Origin of the sequence: Ruegeria sp. ANG-R, from assembly GCF_000813985.1 — a bacterium.
GTDB lineage: Bacteria > Pseudomonadota > Alphaproteobacteria > Rhodobacterales > Rhodobacteraceae > Ruegeria.
Window position 1 is genome coordinate 86,102 of sequence record NZ_JWLJ01000013.1, and the last position, 19,064, is coordinate 105,165.

19 protein-coding genes are annotated in these 19,064 nt (G+C 58.1%); 11 read left to right on the forward strand and 8 right to left on the reverse strand.

Annotation, left to right across the window (positions count from 1 at the left end; translation table 11 throughout):
- Positions 1–3 precede the first annotated feature (3 nt).
- From RA27_RS21390 to RA27_RS21425, 8 genes are all read left to right on the forward strand, one after another.
- A complete protein-coding gene (locus RA27_RS21390; RefSeq protein WP_052265432.1) occupies positions 4–408 on the forward strand; it encodes a GNAT family N-acetyltransferase in 405 nt (134 codons plus the stop codon).
- A gap of 147 nt (positions 409–555) precedes the next feature.
- Entirely contained in the window at positions 556–1,554 is a 999-nt protein-coding gene (locus RA27_RS21395; RefSeq protein ID WP_039543765.1) for a BMP family ABC transporter substrate-binding protein, read from the forward strand.
- A gap of 80 nt (positions 1,555–1,634) precedes the next feature.
- Positions 1,635–3,164: an ABC transporter ATP-binding protein gene (locus RA27_RS21400; RefSeq protein ID WP_039543767.1), complete on the forward strand. Its 1,530-nt coding sequence runs from the start codon at positions 1,635–1,637 to the stop codon at positions 3,162–3,164.
- 1 nt (position 3,165) lies between these two features.
- Positions 3,166–4,260, forward strand: a complete 1,095-nt coding sequence (locus RA27_RS21405; protein WP_039543769.1) for an ABC transporter permease — start codon at positions 3,166–3,168, stop codon at positions 4,258–4,260.
- Complete coding sequence (locus RA27_RS21410; protein WP_039543771.1) at positions 4,260–5,228, forward strand: ABC transporter permease; 969 nt, start codon at positions 4,260–4,262, stop codon at positions 5,226–5,228. Before RA27_RS21405 ends, RA27_RS21410 begins: the two co-directional genes overlap by 1 nt.
- A gap of 90 nt (positions 5,229–5,318) precedes the next feature.
- On the forward strand, positions 5,319–6,242 hold the full coding sequence (locus tag RA27_RS21415; RefSeq protein ID WP_039543773.1) for a sulfite exporter TauE/SafE family protein: 924 nt from the start codon (positions 5,319–5,321) through the stop codon (positions 6,240–6,242).
- A gap of 91 nt (positions 6,243–6,333) precedes the next feature.
- Entirely contained in the window at positions 6,334–7,254 is a 921-nt protein-coding gene (locus tag RA27_RS21420; RefSeq protein ID WP_039543776.1) for a sulfite exporter TauE/SafE family protein, read from the forward strand.
- 1 nt (position 7,255) lies between these two features.
- On the forward strand, positions 7,256–8,020 hold the full coding sequence (locus RA27_RS21425; RefSeq protein ID WP_241484127.1) for a TIGR02186 family protein: 765 nt from the start codon (positions 7,256–7,258) through the stop codon (positions 8,018–8,020).
- A 3-nt stretch (positions 8,021–8,023) separates the two neighbouring features.
- Here the strand turns inward: RA27_RS21425 and RA27_RS21430 are convergent, their stop codons facing one another.
- The 7 genes from RA27_RS21430 to RA27_RS21455 all read right to left on the reverse strand — a co-directional run bounded on the left by RA27_RS21430 (position 8,024) and on the right by RA27_RS21455 (position 14,933).
- The gene (locus RA27_RS21430; RefSeq protein WP_039543779.1) at positions 8,024–8,752 is read right to left on the reverse strand and encodes an SDR family oxidoreductase; all 729 of its coding nucleotides are present in this window, start codon (positions 8,750–8,752) and stop codon (positions 8,024–8,026) included.
- Entirely contained in the window at positions 8,749–10,281 is a 1,533-nt protein-coding gene (locus RA27_RS21435; RefSeq protein ID WP_039543782.1) for an AAA family ATPase, read from the reverse strand. The genes RA27_RS21430 and RA27_RS21435 overlap by 4 nt, the downstream gene beginning before the upstream one ends.
- A gap of 60 nt (positions 10,282–10,341) precedes the next feature.
- Positions 10,342–10,980 (reverse strand): acyl-homoserine-lactone synthase, encoded by a 639-nt coding sequence (locus RA27_RS21440; protein ID WP_039543785.1) that lies wholly within the window; start codon positions 10,978–10,980, stop codon positions 10,342–10,344.
- Between the two features lie 83 nt (positions 10,981–11,063).
- Positions 11,064–11,783: an autoinducer binding domain-containing protein gene (locus RA27_RS21445; protein ID WP_039543787.1), complete on the reverse strand. Its 720-nt coding sequence runs from the start codon at positions 11,781–11,783 to the stop codon at positions 11,064–11,066.
- Entirely contained in the window at positions 11,722–11,940 is a 219-nt protein-coding gene (locus RA27_RS24140; protein WP_152610760.1) for a hypothetical protein, read from the reverse strand. The genes RA27_RS21445 and RA27_RS24140 overlap by 62 nt, the downstream gene beginning before the upstream one ends.
- 210 nt (positions 11,941–12,150) lie before the next feature.
- Complete coding sequence (ccrA, locus tag RA27_RS21450) at positions 12,151–13,437, reverse strand: crotonyl-CoA carboxylase/reductase (protein WP_039543789.1); 1,287 nt, start codon at positions 13,435–13,437, stop codon at positions 12,151–12,153.
- A gap of 113 nt (positions 13,438–13,550) precedes the next feature.
- The gene (locus RA27_RS21455) at positions 13,551–14,933 is read right to left on the reverse strand and encodes a 1-acyl-sn-glycerol-3-phosphate acyltransferase (RefSeq protein WP_039543792.1); all 1,383 of its coding nucleotides are present in this window, start codon (positions 14,931–14,933) and stop codon (positions 13,551–13,553) included.
- Between the two features lie 146 nt (positions 14,934–15,079).
- On the opposite strand from RA27_RS21455, the gene RA27_RS21460 reads away from it, so the two are divergent.
- The 3 genes from RA27_RS21460 to deoD all read left to right on the forward strand — a co-directional run bounded on the left by RA27_RS21460 (position 15,080) and on the right by deoD (position 18,208).
- Positions 15,080–17,047 carry a protein meaA gene (locus tag RA27_RS21460; RefSeq protein WP_039543795.1) on the forward strand — a complete coding sequence of 656 codons (1,968 nt, stop codon included), beginning with the start codon at positions 15,080–15,082 and terminating at the stop codon, positions 17,045–17,047.
- A 114-nt stretch (positions 17,048–17,161) separates the two neighbouring features.
- Positions 17,162–17,479 carry an H-NS histone family protein gene (locus tag RA27_RS21465; protein ID WP_039543798.1) on the forward strand — a complete coding sequence of 106 codons (318 nt, stop codon included), beginning with the start codon at positions 17,162–17,164 and terminating at the stop codon, positions 17,477–17,479.
- Between the two features lie 18 nt (positions 17,480–17,497).
- The gene (gene deoD, locus RA27_RS21470; RefSeq protein WP_039543800.1) at positions 17,498–18,208 is read left to right on the forward strand and encodes a purine-nucleoside phosphorylase; all 711 of its coding nucleotides are present in this window, start codon (positions 17,498–17,500) and stop codon (positions 18,206–18,208) included.
- Between the two features lie 12 nt (positions 18,209–18,220).
- Here the strand turns inward: deoD and RA27_RS21475 are convergent.
- Positions 18,221–19,064, reverse strand: an 844-nt coding sequence (locus tag RA27_RS21475; RefSeq protein ID WP_039543803.1) for a DUF1989 domain-containing protein, incomplete at its 5' end; no start/stop codon positions are given.

The following is a 19,064-nucleotide window of genomic DNA, read 5'->3' on the forward strand; positions in this document are numbered from 1 at the left end:
GACATGGCCGATACCCATGCGGCGGCGTTTACGCGGTCCCGCCCCTGGAGCACCGAGGAGTTTGCCGATTTGGTGGCAAACCGCTTCACATATACCCTTGGTGACAAAAGATCTTTCGCTCTCATTCAGGTGATCTCCGACGAGGCGGAACTTCTCACCATCGCGACCCATCCAGACTATCAAAGACAAGGGCTGGCCCGGCGCGTCATGACAGGCTGGCACGCCAAGGCACAACATCTCGGGGCATCGCGTGCTTTTCTGGAGGTCGCGTCCGACAACCGTCCGGCCGTTGCCCTCTACCAATCCTGCGGATACACACCATGCGGCAGGCGTAAGGCGTATTATCACCGGGAAATCGGCCCAAACGTTGATGCAATCGTCATGGAATGCCACCTGAGTGGCAAATAATCACTTTTTTTGACCATCTGATCAAAAATCAGTTGACCGAAGCTGTTGCAAACAGCTTCAATTCCCGCCATCACAACAGGTATGCTCGCTCTGAGTGGGTACCGGGCGCTTCGGACCCGGACCGATAATAGCCAACGGGAGTAACAGATGACCCTTATGAAATCCTTGATGGGCGCCGCGGCAGCGGTCGCACTGACAGCAGGCGCAGCCATGGCAGAACCGGCCCTGATATTTGATCTGGGCGGCAAATTCGACAAATCGTTCAACGAAGCCGCGCACAATGGCGCATCGCGTTGGGCAGAAGAGACCGGCGGCACCTATCGCGAAATCGAGATGCAGTCCGAAGCGCAGCGCGAACAGGCCCTGCGCCGTTTCGCCGAAGCCGGCTCGAACCCGATCATCACTATGGGCTTTGGCATGGCAGACCCGCTGGCTGCCGTGGCCGCTGATTACCCGGACACCACCTTTGTTGTGGTCGACGTAACTTGGCTGGATGCCCCGAACCTGCGTCAGGTCGGCTTTGCCGAGCATGAAGGCTCGTACCTTGTTGGCATGATGGCGGCGATGGCGTCGAAAACCGGCACCGTGGGCTTTATTGGCGGTATGGATGTCCCGCTGATCCGCCACTTTGGCTGCGGCTATGCACAAGGCGCCAAGGCCGTGAACCCCGACATCAACGTTGTCGCCAACATGACCGGCACGACTCCGGCAGCCTGGAACGACCCGGTAAAAGGCTCCGAACTGACCAAGGCGCAGATCAGCCAGGGCGCTGACGTGGTTTATGCGGCTGCCGGTGGCACCGGGGTCGGCGTACTGCAGACCGCCGCTGACGAAGGCATCCTGTCAATCGGCGTGGACAGCAACCAGAACCACCTGCACCCGGGTCAGGTTCTGACCTCGATGCTGAAGCGCGTCGATGTCGCCGTCTATGACGCGATGAGCGCGGGCGACGACGTTGAAACCGGCGTATTCGTCATGGGGCTGGCTCAGGACGGTGTTGGCGTTGCCATGGACGAAAACAACGCCGAGCTGGTTACGGACGACATGAAAGCCGCCGTAGACAAGGCCCGTCAGGACATCATCGACGGCAATGTCAAAGTTGTCAGCTACTACGAGAACGACAGCTGCCCGGCACTGCAGTTCTGATCTCACGCGGGGCGGGGGTTGGTCCTCCGCCTCACATCCACTCTGCCGCATGCGGCCCTTTCGGCAATTGAGGACACGACATGACCGTCCCCGCCATTGAGCTCAAAGGGATTTCCAAAGCCTTTGGGCCGGTTCAGGCCAACAAAGACATTTCCATCAGCGTCGCCCCCGGAACGATCCACGGGATCATCGGTGAAAACGGGGCAGGCAAATCCACGCTGATGAGCATTCTCTACGGTTTTTACAAAGCCGACAAAGGTGAGATTTGGATCAACGGGTCCAGGACCGAAATCCCTGACAGCCAGGCCGCCATCGCCTCGGGCATCGGGATGGTTTTTCAGCATTTCAAGCTGGTCGAGAACTTCACCGTTCTGGAAAACATCGTTCTGGGTGCCGAAGACGGAGGGTTGCTGGCCCCGTCTCTGGCGAAGGCCCGGAAAGAGCTGAAAGAGCTTGAGGAAGAATACGAGCTGTTCGTTGACCCCGACAAACGCATCGATGAAATCGGCGTGGGGATGCAGCAGCGGGTCGAGATCCTCAAGGCGCTGTACCGCAAGGCCGAGATTCTGATCCTCGACGAACCCACCGGCGTGCTGACCCCTGCCGAAGCGGATCAGTTGTTCCGCATCCTCGACCGGCTGCGGTCCGAGGGGAAGACGATCATCGTGATCACGCATAAGCTGCGCGAGATCATGGAGAACACCGATACCGTCTCGGTGATGCGGCGCGGTGAGATGACCGCAACTGTGAAAACCGCTGAGACCAACCCACAGGAACTGGCCGAACTTATGGTGGGCCGCAAGGTTCTGCTACAGGTCGATAAGGTACCCGCGCAACCGGGCAAACCGGTCCTGGAAATCGAAAACCTCAGCGTCACCGATTCGGCCGGTGTCGAGCGCGTCAAAAGCATCAACCTGAGCGTCCGCGCGGGCGAGATTGTTGGTATTGCCGGCGTCGCTGGTAACGGGCAATCGGAACTGCTGGAGGTTCTGGGCGGGATGCGTCCCGGACAGGGATCGATCAGACTGAACGGTGAACCTCTCGCATTGCACGGTCCCGGCTCGGACGGGCAAGCGCGGCGCGCTCAGGGCATCGCGCATGTGCCCGAAGACCGCCAGCGCGAGGGCCTGATCATGGATTTCCACGCCTGGGAAAACGTCGCCTTCGGCTACCATCGCGACCCCGCTTACAAGCGCGGCGTGTTCATGGACAACGCCGCCCTGCGCGCCGATACCGAGGCCAAGATCGAAAAATTCGACGTGCGCCCGCCCAATGGCTGGCTGACCGCCAAAAGCTTCTCGGGGGGCAACCAACAGAAGATCGTGGTTGCGCGCGAGATCGAACGAAACCCCGACCTGCTGCTGGTCGGGCAACCCACGCGCGGCGTGGATATCGGGGCCATCGAGTTTATTCACAAACAGATCGTCGCCCTGCGCGATCAAGGCAAAGCGATCCTGCTGGTTTCAGTCGAGCTGGAAGAGATTTTCTCGCTCTCGGACCGGATCGCTGTGATGTTTGACGGACATATCATGGGCGAGCGTCTGCCCGCCGAGACGGATGAAAAAGAACTGGGCTTGCTGATGGCCGGTGTTGCGGGAGAGGCCGCGTAAGATGGAAAAAATGCCCAAATGGGCCGATGTGGTACTGATCCCGCTGATCAGCCTGCTGTTGGCCACAATCCTTTCGGCAATCGTCATCCTCGCAATCGGAGAAGACCCGATTGAGGCCGTCAATCTGATGGTTACAGGGGCCCTAGGGTCGACCTATGGCTGGGGCTACACGTTGTATTATGCAACCAACTTCATCTTTACCGGTCTGGCCGTTGCGGTCGCCTTCCACGCGCGCCTGTTCAACATCGGTGGCGAAGGTCAGGCCATGCTGGGCGGCTTGGGCGTTGCCATCGTCTGCCTGTCGGTGCCGTGGCCGCATTGGACCATCGCCCTGCTTGCCGCCTGCGGTGCATCGATGCTCTTTGGCGCAGCCTGGGCGGCGATCCCCGCCTATCTGCAGGCCAAACGAGGCAGCCATATCGTGATCACCACGATCATGTTCAACTTTATCGCCGCCGCTTTACTAAATTACATGCTGGTCAACGTGATGAAGCCGTCGGGTTCTCAGGACCCGGCGACGGCACGTTTCCCCGAGGCCGTGCATCTACCGTCGTTTCAATCGCTGTTCTCAACAGCTGACAATGTTGTCTTTCGCGGCGCGCCTGTGAACATCACGTTTTTCATCGCCATTCTTGCTTGTTTCGCGGTCTGGGCTCTGATCTGGCGTACCCGGCTCGGCTATGAAATTCGCGCCTACGGCTTTTCGGAAACCGGCGCGGTTTATGCGGGTATTTCGCCTGTCCGCATCACCATCATTGCGATGTTGATTTCGGGCGCGCTAGCCGGGATGATGGCCATCAACAATGTTATGGGCGAAGCAGAGCGTCTGGTTCTGAACTCAACTGAAAACGCCGGTTTCATTGGCATCGCGGTTGCCTTGATGGGTCGATCTCATCCCTTTGGCGTGTTTCTGGCGGCGCTCTTGTTCGGGTTTCTCTATCAAGGCGGTGCCGAGCTGGCGCTTTGGACTCAGATCCCCCGCGACTTGATCGTAATCGTTCAAGGGCTGGTGATCCTGTTCACCGGAGCACTGGACAACATGGTGCGCGCGCCGCTTGAAAAACTGTTCATCAGCCTGCGGAAGGAGGCGAAGTGATGGAGTTTTTCGTTACACTTATCCAGGTCCTTGATTCAACCATCCGCTTGGCCACGCCTCTGCTGCTGGCGTGCCTGGCTGGTCTCTATTCCGAACGGGCGGGCATTTTTGACATCGGACTTGAAGGCAAGATGCTGATTGCCGCGTTTTTCTCGGCCGCGGTTGCCGCTGTGACAGGATCAGTGTGGTTGGGCCTATTGGCGGGAATTGCTGCATCCCTTGTTCTGTCAGCGGTGCATGGATTGGCTTCGATCACGTTCCGAGGCAATCAGCTAATCTCGGGGGTTGCCATCAACTTTCTTGCGTCGGGGCTAACGGTCCTGATCGCACAAAGCTGGTTCAAACAAGGCGGACGCACCCCCTCGTTGTTTGGAGGCGGACGGTTCGAACCGATCGAGTTTCCCTTCGCAGACGCGGTCAGCGATGTGCCACTCATCGGGCCAATCTATTCCGAGTTGCTATCAGGCCACTCCATTCTCGTCTATGTGGCGTTCCTGTTTGTCCCGCTGACATGGTGGATACTGTACCGCACACGCTTTGGCCTGCGCCTGCGCGCCGTGGGTGAGAACCCCGCCGCTGTGGACACCGCCGGTGTCTCGGTGGTCGGCCTGCGCTTTGCCGCAGTGGGTATCTGCGGCATTCTCTGCGGTATTGCCGGTGCGTATCTGGCAACCGCCCTGCAAGCCGGGTTCGTAAAGGAAATGACCGCCGGTCGGGGCTTCATCGCTCTGGCAGCGCTGATCTTTGCAAAATGGCGGCCCTGGCACGCGATGTGGGCCTGTCTGTTGTTCGGACTGCTGCAGGCCATCGCCCTGCGATTCCAGAACATCGATCTGGGCGGGGTCGTGATCCCGGTGCAGGTCATGGACGCCCTGCCCTATATCCTGACCGTGGTGATTCTGGCCGGGTTCGTCGGCAAAGCCATACCGCCGCGCGCAGGTGGCGAACCATATGTAAAGGAACGCTGATAGAGCCAGTTCAGGACTGCCCCTCAGTCCTGTTTGCTGCGAAGCGGCATACAGAGTTGATTTTGTATGCCGCAACCGTTCTAAGGGGGTATGCACGTATACCTGCCCATAGCCGAAGTCTCGGTCAGCCCTTTTCTACTGCTTGGAATTGGCGGGATGGTTGGTGTTTTGTCCGGCATGTTTGGCGTGGGAGGGGGCTTTCTGATCACGCCGCTGCTCTTTTTCATCGGCATACCTCCGGCCGTGGCCGTTGCCACGTCGGCCAATCAGGTTGTGGCTTCGTCGTTCTCGGGCCTGATGGCGCATCTCAAACGCAAGACCGTCGACCTTGAGATGGGCACCGTCCTGTTAGGCGGCGGTCTGGTCGGTGCGGCGCTGGGAATGGTGGTATTCAATTTCCTGAAACACCTCGGTCAGGTCGATCTGGCGGTTCAGCTCTGCTATGTTCTGTTTCTGGGTGTGATCGGCAGTTTGATGTTTGTCGAAAGCCTGAACGCCATCCGCCGCGCCAGACAGTCTGGCGGCGCCCCCGTCGCCAAGCGCCGCCAGCGGACGTGGGTGCATGCGCTGCCGTTCAAGATGCGCTTTCGTGCCTCGAGCCTGTATATTTCGGTGATCCCGCCCGCTCTCGTCGGCTTTGGTGTTGGTATCCTGTCAGCGATCATGGGGGTCGGGGGCGGGTTCATCATGGTCCCCGCGATGATCTATATTCTTGGAATGCCCACGAAAGTGGTGATCGGCACTTCGCTGTTTCAGATCATCTTTGTGGCCGGCTTCACGACTATGATCCATGCATCGACAAACTACACCGTCGATGTGGTTCTGGCCGTTTTCCTTTTGGTCGGAGGCGTTCTGGGCGCGCAGCTGGGCACCCAGATCGGCGCCCGTCTGAAAGCCGAGCAACTGCGTATTCTGCTGGCGCTGCTGGTCATCGCGGTTGCGGTGAAAATCGGCTTTGATCTGCTGCTAACGCCACCCGATCTTTTCTCCCTCTCAGAACCCGGAGGAGTTTAGCCGTGCTGCAAGCTCTGCCCGCAAGGCACCCCGCCCGCAAAAAAGCGGGTCGGCCCCAGCCAGGTAACGCCAGAAACAACGTGACGGTAATATGCATATCTACCTGCCAATAGCCGAAGTTTCGGTAAACGCTTTTCTGTTGTTCGGACTGGGCGGAATGGTCGGCGTCCTGTCCGGAATGTTCGGTGTGGGCGGCGGGTTCCTGATGACCCCATTGCTGTTCTTCATCGGCATTCCACCAGCCGTGGCCGTCGCAACCGAGGCCAACCAGATCGTTGCTTCGTCATTCTCGGGGGTGCTGGCGCATTTCAGGCGCAAAACGGTTGACCTGAAAATGGGAACGGTCCTGTTGATCGGCGGGCTCGCAGGTGCCGCTTTGGGGGTCGTTGTCTTCAACTATCTCAAGAGCCTTGGACAGGTCGATCTGCTGGTCAAGCTTTGCTATGTCGTCTTTCTCGGCATCATCGGCAGCCTGATGTTCATCGAAAGCCTGAATGCGATACGTAAATCACGCAAGGCCGGGGCGCCGCCTCCGAAGCGGCGTCAGCGTGGCTGGATTCACGCCATGCCGTTCAAGATGCGGTTTCGGACTTCGGGTCTGTACATCTCGGTCATCCCACCCGTGATTGTCGGCCTGTTCGTTGGCGTCTTGTCAGCGATCATGGGTGTCGGTGGCGGGTTCATCATGGTGCCCGCGATGATCTATCTTCTGGGTATGCCCACCAAAGTGGTCGTTGGAACGTCGCTGTTTCAGATCATCTTTGTGACCGCATTCACCACCATGCTGCACGCCACCACCAACTATACGGTCGACGTCGTGCTGGCTGTTCTGCTGCTGGTTGGCGGAGTGGTCGGGGCCCAGATTGGAACCGTTATCGGTTCCCGAATGCCGGCTGAGCAACTGCGGGTTCTGCTGGCGGCTCTGGTGCTTGCCGTCTGCGGCAAGCTGGCGCTTGATTTGTTGCTGCAACCCTCCGAGCTTTACTCGTTGGGCAATGCCGGGGGGCACTGAGATGTTGCGTCTGATCTTTCTTCTATGTCTGGTCTGCTGGCCTGCCTACGCGGCCGAGGAACAGGTTGTGCTGGGGCTCAGCCAGGATCGGGTCTCGATCACTGCGAATTTCGATGGGTCCGAGATCCTGATATTCGGAGCCGTCAAGCGCGAAGCCCCTATTCCGGAAGGCCCACCGCTTGAGGTCATCGTATCCGTCGTCGGCCCATCAGAGCCCGTCACGGTAAGGCGCAAGGAAAAACGGTTCGGCATCTGGGTGAACACCGATAGCCTTGTCGTTGATCTGGCCCCGAGTTTCTACGCCGTCGCCACCAGCGCCCCGTTTAATGAGGTGCTGACCCACACCGAAGACCTGCGGTATAAGGTTTCGATCGAACGCGCCATCCGATCAGTAGGTGCGGATATGAGCATTCAGGGCGCACAGGATTTTGCCGAAGCGGTCATTCGCATTCGCGAAGATGAAGGGCTGTATTCGATCCGGGAGAACACGGTGGCCGTGGACGAGCAGACGCTGTTCCGGACCTCAATCGACATGCCCTCGGACCTGACCGAAGGCGACTACACCGCCCGCATTTTCCTGACCCGCGGAGGCATGGTTGTCTCGACCTTCGAAACCTCGATCGATGTGCGCAAGGTCGGGCTTGAGCGGATTCTATATAACATGTCCCGCGAACAACCGATCTGGTACGGGCTTATGTCACTGGCCATCGCTATCGCCGCCGGATGGGGAGCCTCAACCGCCTTCCGCCTGCTGCGTGAAAACTGATCGTCAGCCACGACCGATGTAAGGCATGGTCGTGGCCATAACGGTCATGAACTGTACATTCGCCTCAAGCGGCAACCCGGCCATGTGCAGAACCGAGCGCGCGGCATCCTCGACCTCCATGGTCGGATCGGGCTGGCGGCCCTCGGCGATAGCATCCTCGACCAATCCCTGTACCATCGGCGTGCGTGCATTTCCGATGTCGATCTGACCACAAGCGATGCCGAAATCCCGCCCGTCCAGCGACAGGCTGCGCGTCAGACCCGTTATCGCGTGTTTCGTCGCCGAGTAGTGCACCGAATTCGGGCGCGGAACATGGGCGGCGATCGAGCCATTGTTGATGATCCGCCCTCCTTGCGGCGACTGAGACCGCATCGCAGCAAATGCAGCCCGTGCGCAAAGGAACATACCGTTCAGGTTCACATTGACCGAGTTGTACCAATCTTCGAGAGCGATCTCATCTATGGTGCCACCGGATGCGAAAATACCCGCATTGTTGAACAAAACGTCCAGTCGCCCGGTCTGCGTCGTAAACTCGGTGAAAGCTTGCAGGACCGCGTCCGGGTCGGTCACATCGGCGACCAGCGGCATCGCAGTATCTCGGCCCTGGGCCAAAGCCTCAAGCTTATCGGCGCTGCGGGCCAAAAGACCGACTGTCCAACCCTCCGACAGGAATAGCTCGGCAGTGGCGCGGCCAATGCCCGAACTGGCGCCGGTTACAATGATCGTCTTCATGTCTCTTCCACCTCCAGCGTCAGTGACGGTGCCGCAACCGCCCGCAGGTCATCCACCCGCAATGCATGGGTTGGCTTCGACAACCTGTTGCGTACCACCCAGATCAGCCGTTCCTGCGCCCGGGTGATGGCCACATAGGCCAGACGTTTCCACAACGGCTGGCCCGCCTCGGTCCGCCCCATTCGGGCCGCCGCGTAGATGTCGGGCGCGAAGACCTGTACCGTGTCCCATTGCGACCCCTGCGCCTTATGGATCGTCACCGCAGCGCCGTGCAGGAATGTGGCCCCCATGCGCGCGGCATAGGGAATGAAAGGCTCTTCTTCGTCGGGCTTTTCGATCTGCACGATCGACGCAGCAGAGACCTGCGGGTCTTCGGCGCCCATCACATGCAGGCGCGAAAATCCAGGCTTACGACCGGGGCCGAGATAGATGACCTGCGCGCCCTTGATCAGCCCGCGCGCCTCAAGATCCAACCGTTTCTTCCGATGTTTCAGGGGCAATTCGATACCGTCGCAAATCAACGGCTCCCCCTCAAGCAACTCGGTCTCAGGTGCGCCATGCACGGTGCGGAACGCCTGGATCAGCCGGATTCGGGTGGCGTTACGCCAGACCAGAACCGGGCTACGCGCCATCAGATCAACCTCGACCCGCTGCCCCCAGACCACGCGAGCATCCTTGCGGGCGGTATCCTCGATCAGGCGCTCAAAATCCTCAAAGCCCATGTCGGGGTCGGACAGCGCGTGGGCGAGGTCAAGGATGGGATTGTCTGCAGTCTGCCTGTGCACGCGATGCAGGATCTGCTTGCGTGGCTCTGGCAGCGCGTCAAATACCATTGAGCCGGATTGATTGACCGGCGCCAACTGCGCCGGATCGCCGAACAGCAGAAGTGTCGGGAAGATTTCTTTCAGATCCTCAAATTGCCGGTCATCCAGCATCGAGGCTTCATCCACAAAGCCGATATCCAGCGGCTCATCCCGGCGTTTCCAGCCGGTGATAAAATCGGACCCGCGCAACCCGGCGGCGGCCAGCGCACCGGGTATGGATTTGTTGTTGGCATAAAAGGTTGCGGCGCGATCCAATGCCTCGTCGGACAGTCCTTCAATCTCGGGCCGTTCGTCATTGCCCGCCAGCCACTCGGCGATGCGCTCGTACTCCGGGTCGTAGACGGGGGTATAAAGGATGCGATGAATGGTCGTCGCCGGCACTCCGCGCAGTCGCAACACGCTGGCAGCCTTGTTCGTCGGGGCAAGGATCGCAAGACTGCGTTTGTCGCGGGATTTGCGGCTTTCGAAATCACCCGAGATCAGATTAACGCCCGTCTCGGCCAGCGCTTTGTAAAGCTCTGCCAGCAACAGGGTCTTACCTGATCCGGCCTTGCCAATCACGGCCATCACGCCGGACTTGCCGTTGCCGGGCAGTTTCAGCAGGGCGTCGTCTTCAAGGTCGACCCCGGCTGCGCGCAGCATCTCGGCAATATTGTCAAAGGCGGCGGCCTGATCTTCGGAAAAGGTGACTTGAGGCAAGGACATGGCGCGACCCTACAGGGACGCGCCGCGCGCCACCAGATACGGATTTCGAATTCCGCACAATCAGGCAGATAGGGCGAACCGATGCTGTGCCCCACTGCCAAAAGCCGTTTTGAACCACAGGCGCGACAGTTCGCGCGGGATACCGGCCCGGGCAGCGACCCGATTGCAATCCTCTGCAGAATAGGGCCACAGACCAACGGATATCTGATCCCGCCCTGCCCCTTCAGAGCCCAGTACGATGGGTGATGAGCCTATCATTCGGTAAATACGGATCATTCGGGCATCAAACACACCGGCGATATGGGTGAGGCCAAAGCCTTCCATCATCTCGCCGCCGCTTAACATGATGGCCCCGGCGGTATGGGCGCTGGCGTTACGCGACAGGCAAAAGCGGGTCACCTCCCAGATCAGGGGGCTGCGGATCGGGCTGCCTCCAGTGAGATGTCCGAATATGTCGTTGACCATGACCGGGCCGGTTGTCGGCAATATGCGCATCGAACCACCGTGGCTGCCGTCGGCCTCTTCCCAGATGACATAGAGCGGGTTGAGATTATCGTACTGGTCCCGCTCTTCCCCCCTTTCATTAACCTTAACGTCCCAGCCAAGGCGGGTTTTGAACTGATCGGCGCGATCCCTGAACATCCCCTTGGCCAATTCCGGATATTTATGCAGCTCATCAGCATACAGATAACGCAACATGACGTGTTCCCCTTGTCGTCCACAGTTGGAACAAAGGGGGTACGGACACGTGGTTAATTTAAGATGAGACCACCGAACGGTCGTTAAACGACTATTAATCCTCTACTAAGTGCGGTGGCGATTGCATGAGTCGTGTTCTGCGCTCCGAGTTTAGAGCGTGCGCTTTCTATATAAGCGCGCAGCGTATGCTCTGAAATCGAAAGGGAATGAGCCACTTGAGCCCGGCTATAACCCAGGGCCAACAGGGTCATCGCATCAATTTCGCGAGGAGAGAGCCCGCGCGTGGTTTCCGGTCGCCGGTTGTTCGCAAATTCCAGTGCTTTGCGATTTAGGAAATGTGCCACCAGGATCAGATCCCGGCCATATAATTCGACGAATGCTTGCCACGCGTTGTCATCGCAGGTGTTGTTGACGGTAAACAGTGCGAACTGCCCGCTGGGCCCCCGCAAAGGGATCGAATAACCCTGATTGCCGACACCATGCTCCTGTGCGTCCTGCAGGAATGCTCTGACCGCTTTACCGGACCAGTTCAGTTGCTTCCAATCCACCGCGTGGAAGCGCTGAAAACAACCCAGGATAACAGGATCGATACGATGGTAGTTTCTGTCCCGATAACGCGCGTCCCACGCGTCCGCGTAGGTTGTAAAACCGTACTGGTCCCCAGCCCCGTCAACCCAATGATATGTCACGTGATCAATTTGCAGCCGGTCCCGCAGCTGGACTGCGACGCTGGTCAGCTCTTCAAGCGTGCTGGTGTTTTCCAAATCCTCGAGGATCTGGCTCAAATCGAATTTTCTTCCCATTCGCGGGCGCGCAAGCCTCATCCTTCGAGGACGCTATCTCGGCTGCGGCGATCAGCCTTGTATCATCAAGCTGCTCGGCAAGTGCGCTCAACCCGTTCGCCACCGCAAAGGCGTTGAGGTCCGACAGAACGTCCAGTATCCACTCATTTTGCGCCATCAGGGTGTCCCCGAAATAGTTAACGAAGGGTTAACACAACCATAGCATGTGCGCGGTATTTTGGCCTACTCGCTGCTTTCTACTCCCCAGAAATAGCGGGGGCCAATCTGCTAGAGCACTGAAAATACAACAACGACCGCGAAAACGAAAAACACCCGCTAGGCGATGATGCGTCTAGCGGGTGTTGTCGGTGTCGAAGGGCTGAGACCGTTAGTCGCGGGCCGCCAATACTTCTTCAAGGGTGCGCATCCCCGTATGCGGTGCCTGAACCAGCACAGACATGTTGCCTGGCTTGTGTTCGTTCCGCAGCATCTTCATATGCGCCGCAGGCAGCTCGTTCCAGGTGAACACCTCGGACATACACGGGTCCAACCGCCGTTCGACCATTAGCTGGTTTGCTGCCGCTGCCTGTTTCAGGTGCGCAAAATGCGAACCCTGCAGACGTTTCTGGTGCATCCACATATAGCGCACATCGAAGGTCAGATTATAGCCGGTCGTCCCCGCACAGATCACGACCATACCGCCTTTCTTCACCACGAAAGTCGAAACCGGGAATGTACTTTCGCCCGGGTGCTCGAACACCATATCGACGTTCACACCTTTGCCGGTGATGTCCCAGATGGCCTTTCCGAACTTGCGGGCCTCTTTGAACCACTCGGCGTATTCGGGCGTATTGACCGTGGGCAACTGACCCCAGCAATTGAAATCCTTGCGGTTCAGAACGCCCTTGGCACCCAGCCCCATGACGAAGTCACGTTTGCTCTCATCCGAGATTACACCGATTGCGTTTGCGCCCGCCGTGTTAATCAACTGGATCGCGTAAGAGCCCAGACCACCCGAAGCGCCCCATACCAGTACGTTCTGGCCCGGCTTCAGATCGTGCGGCTCATGCCCGAACAGCATCCGGTAGGCCGTTGCCAGCGTCAGCGTATAGCAGGCGCTTTCTTCCCAGGTCAGATGCTTGGGGCGCGGCATCAGCTGCTGTGCCTGTACGTTGGTGAACTGAGCAAATGAGCCATCAGGCGTCTCATATCCCCAGATACGCTGACTAGGCGAATACATCGGGTCACCACCGTTGCAGTGCTCGTCGTCGCCATCATCCTGATTGCAGTGAATCACAACCTCATCGCCGACCTTCCAGCGCTTTACCTTATCGCCCACCGCCCAGACGATACCCGAGGCATCCGAACCCGCAATGTGATAGGGTGCCTTGTGGCCATCAAAGGGGCTGATCGGCTTGCCGAGCGAGGCCCAAACACCGTTGTAGTTCACACCTGCCGCCATAACGAGGACCAGAACTTCGTGGCTGTCCAGCTTGGGGACATCGACGACTTCCAGCTGCATCGCAGTGTCAGGCTCACCGTGGCGCTCTTGGCGGATTGCCCATGCGTACATCTGCTTGGGAACATACCCCATCGGAGGGATTTCACCCAGTTCATAGAGGTCCTTTTCCGGCGCCTCATACGACGCGATACCGCTATCGACATCCAAAGCCATGTTGGCCTCCTTTAATCACATTCATTGCCGCGCCGCAGAATCGCGGCTTTCCACAGATGAGATATTGGCGTCTGAGTAATATTGCAACCGTTTTTGGTATCTATTTTGTAATTTTATGACCCTGCAGTCGCAGAAATACTTTCTGCACTTGCATCACCGCCAGATCGAAGAATGGATTCTGACGCCGCAGCGTAGTAGGCCAGCAACTCGGTCCGTTCGCCCGAGGGGCGCAGAACCCCATGCGCACGCTGCAGAATTCGGCGTTCGATCAACTGATTGAGCGCATCATCAATAGCCTCGCCACCGTTTTGAGCGACAGCCTCACCACCCATTGCAAGCAGTCGGGCCTTTAGTTCGTCCTCGGGGATTTCACCTTCCTCTTGTAGCAACCGGCACGCTGCGGGGACTGGAACAAAGGGTATGGCGCCGCCGATCCTGCGCATCAGTTCGCGGGCCAGATCTGTTGTCAGGTCTCGCTCATGCGACACCCGAAACTCCTTCAGCGAAATCGGTGTCGCATAGCGCACCGATGCCACCCCAAATCTCTTGTAGCGCCCGGCCAATCGCCGCCAGATTTGTTTCAGAGTCCATCGCGTGATTACCCCAATCCGTGCACGGAAGCGGCGCTCACTGTCCTTGGCCGCCGCCGTAAGAACGGTATCTTCAAGCACTCTGTCGTAGTTCAGAGCGACAGGCACAAAGACCACATCGCGCCCCTGCGGCTCGACACCGTCGACAATGTATTTCAACAATCCAAGCTTGGGGCGCCCCAGTTTACCCGTAAGGCTCAACCCGCCTTCGGGGAACATGGCCTGCGTTACACCCGCCTCGGTCGCATGGCGCACGTAGCTGGCCAAAACCTGACGATACAGGTCACTGCCCGATTTGCGGCGAATAAAATAAGCTCCCATCGCGCGAATCAATCGGCTCAGTGGCCAGACACGCGCCCATTCTCCCACCGCGTAAGACAACGCCGAATGGTCCGCAGCCAGATAGGTAACCAGCACATAATCCATGTTGCTGCGGTGGTTCATGACATAAACGACCGTCGCATCAGGATCGATATTGTCCAGCGCGGCCTTATCCTCATACCCGAGTTGGACATTGTAGAACGCATTGCTCAGCATCCGTGCAAAACGGATTGCGATACTGAAATAGGCCACAGTCGAGAATGATGGCGCGATCTCGCGCGCATAGCGACGCGCCAGTTCCGAGGCGACTGCGTCGGGCACACCTTCCTGTTGGGCATGTTCCTGCACAGCCTTACTGACTTGCGGGTCATAGATAAGCCGTTGAATCATGTCGTGCCGCCCGGCCAGCTTGAACGGCTGAATCGGGCGCTGCAGCCGTTTGTTCAGCCGCGCAACCGCGCGTTCCAGACGGCGGCGAAAGAACCACCGCACCGAGGGGAACAAAAAATGCGAGGCGAAGGTGACCGCAGCAAACAGCACGATCAGCACAAACAGCCAAAGCGGAATTTCCACGGTGTGCATCATTTGGGCACAGTGCCATCAATCGCGACCGCTCACAATCTGCAGAAAGCAGCGAATGCCGCAACGCAGCGAATTGACATATGCCGAAAATTGCGATCTATCACCAAGTAACGTAATTTTGTTACCCACTGACCCGCGAGGCCCGAGACATGACGCAGTTGCAGAAAGATCGCCCCTGGCTCATCCGTACCTATGCTGGCCACTCCACGGCCAAAGCGTCAAACGCGCTATACCGCGCCAATCTGGCCAAAGGTCAGACGGGTCTGTCCGTGGCCTTCGACCTGCCGACCCAGACCGGGTATGACAGCGATCATACCTTAGCGCGCGGCGAAGTTGGCAAGGTTGGCGTGCCAGTCTGTCATCTTGGGGATATGCGGGTTCTGTTCGATCAGATCCCGCTGGAACAGATGAATACCTCGATGACCATCAATGCCACTGCTCCTTGGCTTCTTGCACTCTATATCGCGGTGGCCGAGGAGCAGGGCGCTGATGTTTCGAAACTGCAGGGCACCGTCCAAAACGATCTGATCAAGGAATACCTGAGCCGCGGCACCTATGTGTGCCCACCCAAGCCGTCGCTGAAGATGATCGCGGATGTGGCCGAATATTGTTACGATAATGTGCCCAAGTGGAACCCGATGAATGTGTGCTCGTACCACCTGCAAGAGGCCGGCGCGACACCTGAGCAGGAGCTGGCCTATGCGTTGGCAACTGCCATCGCGGTTCTGGACGAGCTGCGTCCGCGCGTTCCGGCAGAAGATTTCCCCGCGCTTTGTGGACGGATTTCATTCTTTGTGAATGCTGGCATCCGGTTTGTCACCGAAATGTGCAAAATGCGCGCATTCGTGGATCTTTGGGATGAAATTCTGCAGCAACGCTATGGAATCGAAGACCCCAAGTTCCGCAGATTCCGCTATGGCGTTCAGGTGAACTCGCTGGGGCTGACCGAACAGCAACCAGAGAACAATGTTTATCGCATACTGATCGAAATGCTGGCGGTGACTCTGTCGAAACGCGCCCGCGCGCGGGCTGTGCAACTGCCCGCGTGGAATGAGGCGCTTGGCTTGCCGCGCCCCTGGGATCAGCAATGGTCGATGCGAATGCAACAGATTCTGGCCTATGAAACCGACCTTCTGGAATACGGTGACCTGTTCGACGGCAACCCGGTTGTCGATGTCAAGGTCGAAGAGCTGAAGAACGGTGCGCGGGCCGAGCTGGCCAATCTCGAGTCGATGGGCGGCGCAGTCGCCTCGATCGAATATATGAAATCCCGGCTGGTCGAATCCAATGCCGAACGACTGAACCGGATTGAACGCAACGAAACCGTTGTTGTTGGTGTCAACAAGTGGACCGAAGGTGAAACCTCGCCCCTGCAGACCGAAGATGGCGGCATCATGGTCGTCGATCCGGCGGTCGAACAGGAACAGATCGGGCGCTTGAATGCCTGGCGTTCAGCGCGGGATGACGCTTCGGTGGCTGCAGCGCTGCAGGCCCTGCGCGAAGCGGCGCAATCCGGCGCCAATGTGATGGCACCTTCAATCGCTGCGGCCAAGGCAGGCGTCACAACCGGCGAATGGGCCGAGGAAATGCGCAAAGCCTACGGCACCTATCGCGGACCGACCGGCGTTTCGGGGTCTGTGTCGAACAAAACCGAAGGGCTGGAAGACCTCCGCGCTGCGGTCGATGCGGTAAGCGATCGGCTGGGACGCAGGCTGAAGTTCCTTGTGGGCAAACCCGGCCTGGACGGGCATTCAAACGGAGCCGAGCAGATTGCATTCCGCGCACGCGATTGTGGAATGGACATAAGCTATGAGGGTATTCGCCTGACGCCCGAAGAGATCGTATCCGCCGCCCAGGAAAACAGCGCACATGTTATTGGCCTCTCTATCCTCTCTGGCAGCCATCTGCCGCTGGTGAAGGACGTGATGACGCGCCTGACCGAGGCTGGCCTCGGCGACATTCCCGTCATTGTAGGCGGGATCATTCCTGACGAGGACGCCGCAGTATTGCGATCAATGGGAGTGGCCGAAATCTACACCCCAAAGAACTTTGAATTGAACGCAATTATGGGTGACATCGTAACGCTGGTAGATCCAAAGGAAATCGCGGCTGAGTAGAAGAATTGTTTCGCCCAAATCTCCAATTCTATTCCCATCAAAAATGGAATAGATAGAACCGGAATAAAAATTTCCCTCTGCAACAGGCTTGGGACTAACCGGACTGGAGAAACAATGGCAATCGATCTTGAAAAAATGTCGCGCAAAGAGCTTCTGGAATTGCGCAACCGGGTCGAAAAGGCGCTGAAATCTGCCGAAATACATGAACGGAAAGAAGCGCTGAAAGCGGCTGAAAAGGCGGTGGCGGCATATGGGTTTTCTTTGTCGGAATTACCGCTGGACGGAATAAAACCGACAAAAGGTGTCAAAGCCAGCCCGAAATACCACAACCCGAGCGATCCGTCACAAACCTGGACGGGGCGGGGCCGTAAACCGAAATGGGTTCATGACGCGCTGAAAGCCGGTGCAGATATTTCCGATCTCGAGATCTGAGCGGAGGCGTTTGTCAAAATGACAATTCATATTGGCGCCGAAAAAGGCGAGATTGCCGAAACCGTTCTTTTGCCCGGCGACCCATATCGCGCGAAGTGGGCAGCCGAGACGTTTCTGGACGACGTTAAACTGGTCAATAACGTGCGCGGTATGTTGGGATTTACCGGCACCTGGAAAGGAAACCCTGTCACAATTCAGGGCAGCGGCATGGGAATGCCATCGCTTTCGATTTACGTTAATGAATTGATCCGTGATTACGGGGCAAAAACCCTGATCCGGATCGGCTCATGTGGCGGGATGCAGGACAGCGTGAATGTGCGCGATGTCATTCTGGCAATGACTTCGACGACGCTCAGCACCCCCTCGCGCGGGATCATGAAAGAGATGAATTTTGCCCCCTGCGCCGATTGGGGTCTGCTGCAGGCCGCAGCGCAAGCGGCGCAAGTCAAAGGCACTCCGACCCATGTCGGCGGAATTTATTCGTCCGATGTCTTCTACGACGAACGCCCGGACCTGAACGAACAAATGGTTCGCCACGGTATTCTGGGTGTCGAAATGGAAGCCGCCGAGCTTTATATTCTGGCGGCACGTCACAAGTGCCGGGCGTTGGCCGTTCTGACTGTGTCCGACCATCTTCTGACCGGCGAAGCCCTGCCCTCGTCGGACCGGGAAAGCAGCTTTGGTGACATGGTCGAGATCGCGCTTCAGGCAGCCTTCCCAACCGGCTGACCGCTCCGGAACCTAACGCCCATGCGTGCGATCATATCCGTTGCGCGCAGGGCTGTTCCATCCCGCCAGCGCACCCTTTGCCGGCGCAAAGGTTTCGACCAGCAAGGGGTAGCATGGCGCCGTATCCGATGAATGCTCCGATGAGCAATCACCGCCGGGACAAGCGCTGAGATTCCCCAGAAGATCGATCTCGGCAAAGAACTCAAGATAGTCGCCCGGCCGAACCGGCGATGCTTTCATGAAATACTGCCCGGTATCGCGCGTGAAACCGGTGCACATGAATACATTCAGCACATCATGTACGGCGGGCTCGGCCTTGGCCAAAGAAACACCCAGATGATCCGCCAGCGCGCGGGTCAGGTTCGAATGGCAACAGTGATGATACTGGGTTCCGGACAGCAGGTTGCCGGTATAGGGATCGCATCGCGTGCCGATAACATCGTGCACTGACCCACCGAATTTATCGATCCCGTACCACCCCAACGTATCAGCAACAATCGTCGCCATCGGGCGCATATGTGGAAAGCTCGACCACATACGCTCCCCCGTGGTCAGATGTGTTCCGTGCAGCGCACGTGTTTTACCGGAATAGAACCGCTCGGACAGATCATTGAGGTTCCACATATTCAGGTCGCCAACCTGCGGCCCGTCGACCGAGGTGATCCGAAAAAAATGACCGGCCGGCACCTCAAAACAGCGGGCATCCCGTGGTGGGACCAGAACCTCATCAATCTTCTGCGCGCCATCCCGGGCAGCCTGATAAAGACCGAGATTCGGTTTCGGCAACCCATCAGTCGGGTAGCAGATAACAGGTGTAATCGCCCGGCGAGCATCTGCATCTGCGGGCGGGCGGGGC

Bases quoted from the DNA above. Each gene is read 5' to 3' on its own strand.
- RA27_RS21425 (WP_241484127.1), top strand. From the start codon at position 7,256: ATGTTGCGTCTGATCTTTCTTCTATGTCTGGTCTGCTGGCCTGCCTAC.
- ccrA (WP_039543789.1), bottom strand. From the start codon at position 13,437: ATGGCTTTGGATGTCGATAGCGGTATCGCGTCGTATGAGGCGCCGGAA.
- RA27_RS21460 (WP_039543795.1), top strand. From the start codon at position 15,080: ATGACGCAGTTGCAGAAAGATCGCCCCTGGCTCATCCGTACCTATGCT.
- RA27_RS21410 (WP_039543771.1), top strand. From the start codon at position 4,260: ATGGAGTTTTTCGTTACACTTATCCAGGTCCTTGATTCAACCATCCGC.
- RA27_RS21400 (WP_039543767.1), top strand. From the start codon at position 1,635: ATGACCGTCCCCGCCATTGAGCTCAAAGGGATTTCCAAAGCCTTTGGG.
- RA27_RS21390 (WP_052265432.1), top strand. From the start codon at position 4: ATGGCCGATACCCATGCGGCGGCGTTTACGCGGTCCCGCCCCTGGAGC.
- RA27_RS21435 (WP_039543782.1), bottom strand. From the start codon at position 10,281: ATGTCCTTGCCTCAAGTCACCTTTTCCGAAGATCAGGCCGCCGCCTTT.
- RA27_RS24140 (WP_152610760.1), bottom strand. From the start codon at position 11,940: ATGGCGCAAAATGAGTGGATACTGGACGTTCTGTCGGACCTCAACGCC.
- RA27_RS21445 (WP_039543787.1), bottom strand. From the start codon at position 11,783: ATGGGAAGAAAATTCGATTTGAGCCAGATCCTCGAGGATTTGGAAAAC.
- deoD (WP_039543800.1), top strand. From the start codon at position 17,498: ATGACAATTCATATTGGCGCCGAAAAAGGCGAGATTGCCGAAACCGTT.
- RA27_RS21465 (WP_039543798.1), top strand. From the start codon at position 17,162: ATGGCAATCGATCTTGAAAAAATGTCGCGCAAAGAGCTTCTGGAATTG.
- RA27_RS21430 (WP_039543779.1), bottom strand. From the start codon at position 8,752: ATGAAGACGATCATTGTAACCGGCGCCAGTTCGGGCATTGGCCGCGCC.
- RA27_RS21405 (WP_039543769.1), top strand. From the start codon at position 3,166: ATGGAAAAAATGCCCAAATGGGCCGATGTGGTACTGATCCCGCTGATC.
- RA27_RS21420 (WP_039543776.1), top strand. From the start codon at position 6,334: ATGCATATCTACCTGCCAATAGCCGAAGTTTCGGTAAACGCTTTTCTG.
- RA27_RS21455 (WP_039543792.1), bottom strand. From the start codon at position 14,933: ATGATGCACACCGTGGAAATTCCGCTTTGGCTGTTTGTGCTGATCGTG.
- RA27_RS21415 (WP_039543773.1), top strand. From the start codon at position 5,319: ATGCACGTATACCTGCCCATAGCCGAAGTCTCGGTCAGCCCTTTTCTA.
- RA27_RS21395 (WP_039543765.1), top strand. From the start codon at position 556: ATGACCCTTATGAAATCCTTGATGGGCGCCGCGGCAGCGGTCGCACTG.
- RA27_RS21440 (WP_039543785.1), bottom strand. From the start codon at position 10,980: ATGTTGCGTTATCTGTATGCTGATGAGCTGCATAAATATCCGGAATTG.